At 67.9% G+C, this 9,946-nt stretch carries 9 protein-coding genes and 1 pseudogene; 7 read left to right on the top strand and 3 right to left on the bottom strand.

Annotation, left to right across the window (positions count from 1 at the left end):
* Together ACEE23_RS08365 and ACEE23_RS08360 are read right to left on the bottom strand one after the other, a co-directional pair.
* Positions 1–332, bottom strand: a pseudogene (locus tag ACEE23_RS08365) (C40 family peptidase); the annotation flags it as partial.
* On the bottom strand, positions 332–619 hold the full coding sequence (locus tag ACEE23_RS08360) for a transducer protein Htr23 (protein WP_448872778.1): 288 nt from the start codon (positions 617–619) through the stop codon (positions 332–334). The pseudogene ACEE23_RS08365 and the gene ACEE23_RS08360, both read right to left, overlap by 1 nt.
* 76 nt (positions 620–695) lie before the next feature.
* Here ACEE23_RS08360 and upp point away from each other — a divergent pair, with 76 nt between their 5' ends.
* From upp to ACEE23_RS08340, 4 genes are all read left to right on the top strand, one after another.
* Entirely contained in the window at positions 696–1,331 is a 636-nt protein-coding gene (gene upp / locus ACEE23_RS08355; RefSeq protein ID WP_368526395.1) for a uracil phosphoribosyltransferase, read from the top strand.
* Between the two features lie 77 nt (positions 1,332–1,408).
* On the top strand, positions 1,409–1,753 hold the full coding sequence (locus tag ACEE23_RS08350) for a helix-turn-helix transcriptional regulator (protein ID WP_368521694.1): 345 nt from the start codon (positions 1,409–1,411) through the stop codon (positions 1,751–1,753).
* Between the two features lie 127 nt (positions 1,754–1,880).
* Positions 1,881–3,110, top strand: a complete 1,230-nt coding sequence (locus ACEE23_RS08345; protein ID WP_368520086.1) for an amidohydrolase — start codon at positions 1,881–1,883, stop codon at positions 3,108–3,110.
* A gap of 98 nt (positions 3,111–3,208) precedes the next feature.
* Positions 3,209–4,636, top strand: coding sequence for an NAD(P)H-quinone dehydrogenase (locus ACEE23_RS08340; protein ID WP_368520087.1), 1,428 nt, complete (start codon positions 3,209–3,211; stop codon positions 4,634–4,636).
* Positions 4,637–4,718: 82 nt separating this feature from the next.
* Here ACEE23_RS08340 and ACEE23_RS08335 read toward each other — a convergent pair whose 3' ends face one another.
* Positions 4,719–6,035, bottom strand: a complete 1,317-nt coding sequence (locus ACEE23_RS08335; protein ID WP_368520088.1) for a short-chain fatty acyl-CoA regulator family protein — start codon at positions 6,033–6,035, stop codon at positions 4,719–4,721.
* 193 nt (positions 6,036–6,228) lie between these two features.
* On the opposite strand from ACEE23_RS08335, the gene prpD reads away from it, so the two are divergent.
* From prpD to ACEE23_RS08320, 3 genes are read left to right on the top strand one after another with little or no spacing between them, the layout of a single operon-like run.
* A complete protein-coding gene (gene prpD / locus ACEE23_RS08330) occupies positions 6,229–7,740 on the top strand; it encodes a 2-methylcitrate dehydratase PrpD (protein ID WP_448872781.1) in 1,512 nt (503 codons plus the stop codon).
* Positions 7,740–8,666 carry a methylisocitrate lyase gene (prpB, locus tag ACEE23_RS08325; RefSeq protein ID WP_448872783.1) on the top strand — a complete coding sequence of 309 codons (927 nt, stop codon included), beginning with the start codon at positions 7,740–7,742 and terminating at the stop codon, positions 8,664–8,666. Before prpD ends, prpB begins: the two co-directional genes overlap by 1 nt.
* Before the next feature lie 41 nt (positions 8,667–8,707).
* Complete coding sequence (locus tag ACEE23_RS08320) at positions 8,708–9,880, top strand: bifunctional 2-methylcitrate synthase/citrate synthase (RefSeq protein WP_368521692.1); 1,173 nt, start codon at positions 8,708–8,710, stop codon at positions 9,878–9,880.
* The last annotated feature ends 66 nt before the right edge of the window (positions 9,881–9,946 follow it).

Genomic DNA, 9,946 nt, shown 5'->3' with positions numbered 1-9,946 from the left:
ATGGGTATAAGGGCCGGGCCCGCCGGTTTGAGGGTCAGCAGGCCCGGCGCGAGGGGCGGGGCCTGGCGCCCCAGCCCCACGGCGATGCCCACGATGTCCCCGCCGGCGGCAAAGACCAGGTCCCGGCCGCGGGCGAGCGCCTGGTGGAGGGATTCATGGTCGCTGGCCAGGGCGCCGGCGGCCGCCAGCACCGGGGTGGCGTCGGTCTGGCTGATGCGGGCGAGCGGCTCCACCGCGGCGACGTCGGGGTGGACGGGCAGCTGAGCGCCGGCGGGGAGGTCGGCCGGGCGCATCTCGGAGATGGTCTTGAGGGCCTGGGTGATGACCTGCATTAGGAACCTCCCGCGTGGGCGCTCAGGCGGCCGGCGGTGTGCTCGTCAGTGGCGGCCGCGGCCGCGGCCAGGGCGTAGCCGGCCCGGGAAATATGCGACAGGTCCGCGCGCAGGCGCTCGGTGCGCTGGTTGATATTGGTCACAGCGGCGGCCAGGTGGGCGCCGAAGTCGTGCGTGGCGGCATCCAGGGGTACCGCGGGCGGGGCAGGCAGGCTGCCCTGGGCGTTGCGGGCTACGTCGGTGGCTAGTTGGCGGGTCAGGTCTGGGTCAACGTCGAGAATGCTCATGCCTTCTTAGACCGCGCGGGCGCCGACACGGTTCCCGCCACTTTCTGCATGCCGCCGATGCCCTACGATGGGGGACATGGAAACCTACGTTGTTGATCACCCCCTCGCGGCGTCCCGCCTGACCCTGATGCGCGACGCCCGCAGCGATAACGCGGCCTTCCGCGCCGCGCTGAAGGACCTGGGCACCATGCTGGTCTACGAGGCCGCGCGGAACCTGCCGGTGGAGCACTTCGACTGCCAGACCCCGGTGGACGTGGCGGAAGGCACCCGCCTGCAGGACCCGCCGATCATCGTGCCGATCATCCGCGCCGGCCTGGGGATGATCGACCCCGCGCTGGCGATGATCCCCGACGCCCAGGTCGGCTTCATCGGCATGGCGCGCAACGAGGAGACCCACGAACCGGTCCCATACCTGGAGGCCCTGCCGGAGGACCTGTCCGGCCGCACCGTCTTCGTGGTCGATCCCATGCTGGCCACCGGCGGTTCGCTGCTGCACTCGCTGCGGCTGCTGGCCGACCGCGGTGCCACCGACATCACCGCCATCTGCATGGTCTCGGCGCAGCCGGGCGTGGACGCGCTGGCCAACTCGGGCCTGCCGGTGCGCCTGGTCACCGCGTGCATCGACCCGAGCCTGAACGAGGAGGCCTACATCGTCCCCGGCCTGGGCGATGCCGGCGACCGCCTCTACGGCCCGCGCAATATCGACTTTTAAGCTAGGCTTTAAGGCGCACATCATCGAGCGTCTTCCACGGGGGTGGGGAAGTTTTGACTACGGCTGCGCGTCCGGCCTTGAGCTTTTGGAAATCCTGCGGGGAATTATTTGCCAGCAACCTGCGCACCGCGCGGGTGCGCCGCGGCCTGTCCCAGCGGGCGCTGGCGGATATCTCCGGCGTCTCCCGCAACCAGATCGGCAACCTGGAGCGCGCCCGCGCCGCGGATCCGACGGTCTCCACGGTCTACAAGCTGGCCCTGGCCCTGGAGATCCCGCCGGCTGTGCTGCTGCCGTATACCCGCCAGTTCGCGGGCTCGCTGGTGGCCGAGGTCTCCGATGTCGCCGCCTTCTCGCCGGCGTACGTGCGCCAGCGCCGCCGCGAGGCGACTAGCCAGCCTTTCCCGGCCGCGCGGGCAAGCTAAGGGGGCGGGCTATTGGCGCGCGGGGGAGGGGCGGTTATACTGGGCGACTAACTGAACAGCATGGTCTAGTTGTAGACTGTGGCGAGTACTAAACGAGCAGTTGCCTAACGCGGTGAGGAGGCCATTAATGGCAGACCAGACGGGAGACCCGGCGGTCCCACAGTCAATCAGCGCGTTCGTCGGCGCCTGGTTCGAGGAGCACCGGGCGGAGATCCACGGCTGGCGCCGCCACATCCACCGCCACCCGGAGACGGCCAACCGGGAGGTAGAGACCACCCGGTATATCGCCGCCCGCCTGGCCGAGTACGGCGTTAGCGCCCACCGCTTCCCGGAGACCGGCCTGATGGCCGACATCGGCCCGGAGACCGAGGGCGGGCGCGTGGCCTTCCGCGCGGACATCGACGCCCTGCCGGTCACGGAGGTCACCGGCCTGGAATTTACCTCGGAGGTCCGCGGGGTGGCGCACGCCTGCGGCCACGACGTGCACACCACCGTGGTGCTGGGCCTGGCCTGTGCGATCGCCGATTACGACCGGGCCTTCGGCCTGCCGGTCGGCGTGCGGGTCATCTTCCAGCCCGCCGAGGAGGTCTGGGTGGGCGGGGCCACCGACGTCATCGAGTGGGGCGCGCTCAAGGGCGTGCACTCCATCTTCGCGGTGCACGTGGAGCCCAAGCTGCGCGTCGGGCGCATCGGCGTGCGCACCGGCGCTATCACCTCGGCCACCGACATCGTCGAGCTGACCATCAACGGACCCGGCGGGCACACCTCCCGCCCGCACCTGTCCGCGGACGTGGTCTACGCGCTGGGCAAGGTGATAACGGAGCTGCCGGCGCTGCTGTCGCGCCGCGTGGATCCGCGCACTGGCACGGTCGCCGTCTTCGGCCAGGTCAACTCCGGCTACGCGCCGAACGCCATCCCGGAGACCGGCACTGCCTCGGGCACGGTGCGCACCGCCGACATCGGGGTCTGGCGCAAGATCCAGGGGCTGGTCACCGAGCTCATCGAGCAGATCCTAGCCCCCGTCGGCGTCGAGCACGTCCTGTCCTATCACCGCGGTGTTCCGCCGGTGCTTAACGACGACGTGGCCACCGCCCTGTTGGCCAGCGCGGCCAGCCACATCGACCCGCAGGCCGTGGTGGAGGCCCCGCAGTCCTCCGGCGGGGAGGATTTCTCCTGGTACCTCGAGCACGTCCCCGGCTCCATGGCGCGCCTGGGCTGCTGGTCCGGCGACGGCGAGCAGTTCGATCTGCACATGGGGGATCTCGTGGTGGACGAGCGCGCCATCGGCGTGGGCATCAAGCTCTTCGGCTCCGTGGTGGAGCAAATCGCGAACTCGGAGGGCGTAGACCTAGGCTAGGGCGGTAGAGTAGGCGGGGAAGTATCATCTCGACACTTGTCTTGTCTCTATTTCCCCGTGACTTAATCGCCTGAATTTTTATAAAGGAGCTTTTCTACGTGTCTCACCAGTCGCAGCGAATTGTCATCATCGGCGGCGGCCCCGCAGGTTATGAAGCAGCTTTGGCCGGTGCCAAGTATGGCGCCGACATCACCCTGATTGAGGATCAAGGCATGGGTGGCTCGGGCATCCTGCTGGACTGCGTGCCGTCGAAGTCCTTCATCGCGGGCGCCAACATTAAGACCGACCTGCGGCGCGCGGAGGCCATGGGCCTCAACGAGCACCTGGGGCACATGCCGCTGGCGCTCCAGGCCCTCAACGAGCGCGTGCAGGCCCTGGCCGCCAACCAGTCGGGCGATATCCAAAACGACATGGAACGCGCCGGCGTGCGCGTCATCAACGGCCGCGGCTACTTCGGCGAGGACCAGACTGCCAGCGCCAGCGCGTGCCACAAGGTCACCGCGGTGCACAACGACGGCGGCGAGGAAGAGGTCCTGGAAGCGGACCTGGTGCTGATTGCCACCGGCGCGACCCCGCGCATCCTGCCGGGCGCCCAGCCGGACGGCGAGCGCATCCTGACCTGGCAGCAGGTCTACAACCTGCAGGACCTGCCCGAGCACCTCGTCGTGGTCGGCTCCGGCGTCACCGGCGCGGAGTTCGTCTCCGCCTTCGCGGAGCTGGGCGTGAAGGTCACCATGGTCGCCTCCCGCGACCGCATCCTCCCGCACGACGACGCCGACGCAGCCGACGTGCTGGAGACCGTCCTGTCTGAGCGCGGCGTCGAGCTGGAAAAGCACGCCCGCGTGGACACCATCACCCGTACCGAGGACGGCGGCGTGTGCGTCAAGACCTCCGACGGCCGCGAGATCTTCGGCTCCCACGCCCTGATGTCGATTGGTTCCATCCCGAAGACGGAGGGCCTGGGCCTGGAGAACGTCGGCGTGTCCACCACCAAGTCCGGCCACATCGAGGTCGACCGTGTTTCGCGCACCAGCGTGGCCGGCATCTACGCCGCCGGTGACTGCTCCGACCTGTTCCCGCTGGCCTCCGTGGCCGCCATGCAGGGCCGCATTGCTATGTACCATGCCCTGGGCGAGGGCGTGTCCCCGCTGCGCCTGAAGACCGTCGCCACCGCCGTGTTCACCCGCCCGGAGATCGCGGCCGTCGGCTTCACCCAGGCCGAGATCGAAAACGGCGACGTCGCCGCCCGCACCATCACCATGCCGCTGAGCACCAACCCGCGCGCCAAGATGCGCTCGCTGCGCCACGGCTTCGTCAAGCTGTTCTGCCGCCAGACCTCGGGCCGCGTCATCGGCGGTGTGGTCGTCGCCCCGACGGCCTCCGAGCTCATCCTGCCGATTGCGGTCGCCGTGACCAACCAGCTCACCGTGAACCAGCTGGCGGATTCCTTCGCGGTCTACCCGTCCCTGTCCGGCACCATCACCGAAGCCGCCCGCCGCCTGGTTGCCCACGACGATCTGGAGTAGGCACTACTCAAACGCCACCCCGGGGGCGGCCCCGACGGCATAAATTAAAGGCAGCTGGTCAGACCAGATGCCTTTTTGCTTGCTAGAAGCGCAGGCCGTTGGGGCTGGCGTTGAGGTCGTGGTGCGCTTCGACGCCGGACTGCGGGAAGGCGCGCTGGGGGCAGGCGCTGCGTGGGCAGGTGGTGCACCCGGGCCCGATGGGGGTCGCGGCGGCCGGGTTGAGGTTGAGGGCGTCGGAGTAGATGAGTCGGTGGGCCTGGGAGATGTCGCAGCCCAGGCCGACGGAGAATTCCTTGCGCGGGGTGCCGAAGGGCTGGACCTGGCCCTGGATGTGGCGGGCGATCCACAGGTAGCTGTGTCCGTCGGGCATGGTGGCGACCTGGCGGGTGATGCGGTTGGGGGTCTCGAAGGCCCGGTGGACCACCCACAGCGGGCAGGAGCCGCCGGAGCGGGAGAAGTGGAAGCTGGTGGCGGACTGGCGCTTGGAGATATTGCCCGCGCGGTCGGTGCGGATGAAAAAGAACGGCACGCCCTGGGCGCCGGGCCGCTGCAGGGTGGCTAGCCGCTGGGCGGTGGCCTCGAAGCTGGTGCCGAAGGCGGTGCCGAGGCGCTCGACGTCGTAGCGGAAATCCTCGGCCTGCTCGAGGAAGGCGGTGTACGGCATGGTGACGGCGGCGGCGAAGTACTGCGCCAGGCCGTAGGTGGCCAGGTCGCGGGAGCCGGCATCGGCCAGCTCGGAGACCAGGTTGTCCAGGACGTCGCGGTAGGCCAGCAGGCAGTACTGGAGGGCCATCTGGAAGCACAGCTGGGCATCTGTCAGCCCGTCCTGCAGATCCAGCTGCCGGGTCTCAGGGTCGTAGTGGCGGCGCAGGTGCGGGCCGGCCGCGCGGAAGCGGACCTGCACGCCGAGCTCGCGGTCGAGCAGCGTGGACAGCTGGGTCAGGCGGAAGAGGCTGTCACCCAGCCGGCCGGAGAGCTCCTCGGCGAGCACGTCGAGCTCGTGGATGTAGTTGTTGGTGTCGTAGAAGAAATCCCGCACGACCTCGTAGGAGCCGGCAGGGCGGGAGTCGGGCACGCGCCGGGCGATGTCGACGAGCTCCGGCATGAGCTCGGGGTAGCGGGCGGCGATTTCGGAGAGCGTGGACTCGGGCGCTTGGGGGAAGATGGCGCGCAGGTCGGAGATGGTGCGCACGTCCTTGACCGGCGAGAAATAGGTCGGGTCCACGCCGAAGCGCTGGGTCAGCTGCATCAGTACCGTCACGGTCAGCGGGCGCTGGTCGTTTTCCAGCTGGTTGAGGTAGCTGGTGGACAGGTCCAGCTCCTTGGCCATGGCGACCTGGGTGAGGCCGCGGGACTTGCGGAGCGCGTGGATCCTTGCCCCCGCGTAGTGCTTGCTCATCGTTTTTAACCTTCCTCTGGAGCCCGTGTGCTGCGGGTTTTACAGATTTTGCGGGAATTGCCGTCATATTCCACTCTATTCCGCAAACTTTACTTGTGGTCTGGGCCCGCGGCAAGCGCCTAGTGTGATGTGAAACGCAAACAAGTGTTACGGCCCTCACAATGGGGGCCTAGAAAGGCAGGCACGGCAGACCATGATCGAGCACCAAGTACGCACCCACAAGTCCGCGGAGGACTTCCCGCTGGAGGAGCACCTGGCCTACAAGGTGGCGCAGGTCGCCGCGGACCCGGTGGCCGTCGACGACGAGGTCGCGGACATGATCATCAACCGCATCATCGATAACGCGGCCGTGGCGGTTGCCTCCGTCACCCGTCGCCCGGTCACCTCTGCGCGCAGCATGGCCGAGGGCCACCCGGTTACCGAAGGCGGCGCCAGCGTCTTCGGCATCGACGGCACCTACTCCGCCGAGTGGGCCGCCCTGGCCAACGGCACCGCCGTGCGCGAGCTGGACTTCCACGACACCTTCCTGGCCGCGGAATACTCCCACCCCGGCGACAACATCCCGCCGCTGCTGGCCGTCGCCCAGCATAAGGGCCTGGGCGGCAAGGAGCTCCTCCGCGCGGTGGCCACCGGCTACGAGATCCAGGTCAACCTGGTCAAGGGCATCTGCCTCCACGAGCACAAGATCGACCACGTCGCCCACCTCGGCCCGTCCGTGGCCGCCGGCCTGGGCACCCTGCTGGAGCTGGACACCGAGACCATCTACCAGGCCGTGGGCCAGGCGCTGCACACCACCACCGCCACCCGCCAGTCCCGCAAGGGCCTGATTTCCTCCTGGAAGGCCTACGCCCCGGCGTTCGCCGGCAAGATGGCCATCGAGGCCGTCGACCGCACCATGCGCGGCGAGGGCGCGCCGGCCCCCATCTGGGAGGGCGAGGACGGCTTCATCGCCTGGATGCTGCACTCCCCGGAGCGCACCTACACTGTGCCGCTGCCGGCCCCCGGCGAGGCCAAGCGCGTCATCCTGGACACCTACACCAAGGAGCACTCCGCGGAATACCAGTCCCAGGCTCCCATCGACCTGGCCATCCGCATGAAGCAGACCCTGGCGGACAAGGGCCTGGACACCGCTGACATCGAGTCCATCGTCCTGCACACCTCGCACCACACCCACTACGTCATCGGCACCGGCGCGAACGACCCGCAGAAGATGGACCCGCAGGCCTCCCGCGAGACCCTGGATCACTCCATCATGTACATCTTCGCCGTGGCCCTGCAGGACGGCGGCTGGCACCACGTGGACTCCTACTTGCCGGAGCGCGCCGCCCGCCCGGACACCGTGGAGCTGTGGCACAAGATCTCCACCGTGGAAGACCCCGAGTGGACCCGCCGCTATCACTCCCACGACCCGAACGAGAAGGCCTTCGGCGCCAAGGCGGTCATCACCTTCAACGACGGCACCGTGGTCGAGGACGAGATGGCCGTGGCCAATGCCCACCCGCTGGGCGCGCGCCCGTTCGAGCGCGACAACTACATCACCAAGTTCCGCACCCTCGCCGAGGGCTTGGTCGACCCGGCCGAGCAGGACCGCTTCCTGGCCGCCGCCCAGAACCTGCGCGAACTCACCGATTTGAGCGAGCTCAACGTCCGGCTTAACGATGCCGCCCTCGCCCAAGCCTCCAACACCCCGGAAGGACTCTTCTAATGGCTGGCCTGTTTGGTTCCACCGTTACTGACACTGAGAAACGCCAGGCGCTGCGCCAGACCCTGGCGGACGAGAACATCACCACGCTGCCCGGCGCGTTCAACCCGTTGACCGCGCGGCTCATCCAGGACATCGGCGGCTTCGGCGGCGTCTATATTTCCGGCGCCGTGCTGGCCAACGATCTGGGCCTGCCGGACATCGGCCTGACCACCCTGACCGAGGTGGCCCAGCGCGCCGGCCAGATCGCCCGCGTGACCGACCTGCCCGTGCTGGTCGATGCCGACACCGGCTTCGGCGAGCCCATGTCCGCCGCCCGCACCATCGCCGCGTTGGAGGACGCCGGCCTGGCCGGCTGCCACCTGGAGGACCAGGTCAACCCGAAGCGTTGCGGCCACCTGGACGGCAAGGAGGTCGTGGAAACCGACGTGATGGTGCGCCGCATCACCGCTGCCGTCAACGAGCGCCGCGACGAGAACTTCGTCATCTGTGCGCGCACGGACGCCGCCGGCATCCACGGCATCGACGAGGCCATCGAGCGCGCCAAGGCCTACGCCGACGCCGGCGTCGACCTGATCTTCACCGAGGCGCTCTACAACCCCGCGGACTTCGAGAAGTTCCGCGCCGCGGTAGACACCCCGCTGCTGGCGAACATGACGGAGTTCGGCAAGACCGAGCTGCTCAGCGCCCAGCAACTGCAGGATCTGGGCTACAACGCCGTCATCTGGCCGGTCTCCACCTTCCGCGTGGCCATGGGCGCGACCGAGGACTTCCTCCGCGACATGGCGGACACCGGCCTGCAGACCGAGTGGCTCGAGCGCATGCAGCACCGCTCCCGCCTCTACGAGCTGGTTCGCTACGACGAGTACAACGCCTTCGACAACTCGGTGTTCACCTACTCCAAGGACTCCTACCGTCCTACCTTCTAAACCCCACCACCCACCTTCGTTGAAAGAAAGAGGCATTCACCATGTCTGATACCGCAGCTGATACCAAGAACCAGGAACCGGAGATCCGCAAGGGCCTCTACGGCGTCGTCGTCGACGAGACCGCCATCTCCAAGGTCGTCCCGGAGACCAACTCCCTGACCTACCGCGGCTACCCGGTCCAGGAACTGGCCCGCTACTGCTGCTTCGAGGAGGTCGCCTACCTGCTGTGGAACGGCAAGCTGCCCGGCCAGGAATCCCTCATCCGCTTCTCCGCCCGGGAAAAGGCCCTGCGCCACCTGGACCGCCACCTCATCGACCTGATCAAGTCGATGCCGCTGTCCTGCCACCCGATGGACGTCCTGCGCACCGCCATCTCCTATATCGGCGCCCAGGACCCGGAGGCCTACACCCGCGACTCCGAGCACATCCGCCGCACCGCCTTAGAGCTGATGGCCAAGATCCCGACGATCATCGCCCTGGACATCCGCCGCCGCCGCGGCGAGGACTACATCCAGCCGTCCCGCAAGAAGGGCTTCGCCGAGAACTTCCTGTGGATGGTCTTCGGCGAGGAGGAAGGCTCCCCGGCCAACAACCGCGCTGATATCGAGGCCTTCGACAAGTCGCTCATCCTCTACGCGGAGCACTCCTTCAACGCCTCCACCTTCTCCGCCCGCGTGGTCACCTCCACCATGTCGGATACCTACTCCGCCATCGTGGCCGCCATCGGCGCCCTCAAGGGCCCGCTGCACGGCGGCGCCAACGAGGCCGTGATGAAGAACTTCCTGGAGGTCGCCGACCCGGCCAAGGCGGAGGAGTGGACCAAGAACAAGCTGGCCAACAAGGAACTGGTCATGGGCTTTGGCCACCGCGTCTACAAGAACGGCGACTCCCGCGTGCCCACCATGGAGGCCGCCTTCAAGGAGCTGGCCAAGGAGCACGGCCAGGAACAGTGGGTCGAGATGTACGACATCATGGCGAAGACCATGTACGAAAACACCTCCATCAAGATCCGCCCGAACCTGGACTTCCCGGCCGGCCCGGCCTACCACATCCTGGGCTTCGACATTGAGTTCTTCACGCCCATCTTCGTGATGTCCCGCATCACCGGCTGGACCGCCCACATCGTGGAGCAAAACGAGAACAACTCGCTCATCCGCCCGCTGTCCGCCTACGTCGGTGAAGAGCAGCGCTCGGTTCCGCCGAAGTCCTACTAAGACCCACCCCCGGCCGGGGCCCGGTCGCCAAGATTCTCCCAGCACACCCGTCCGTTTCTGCTTCCG

It is taken from the genome of Corynebacterium sp. 32222D000AT, from assembly GCF_053546955.1.
Note: the sequence above shows the minus strand (reverse complement) of the source record. Positions and strands in the feature narration are given on the sequence as shown.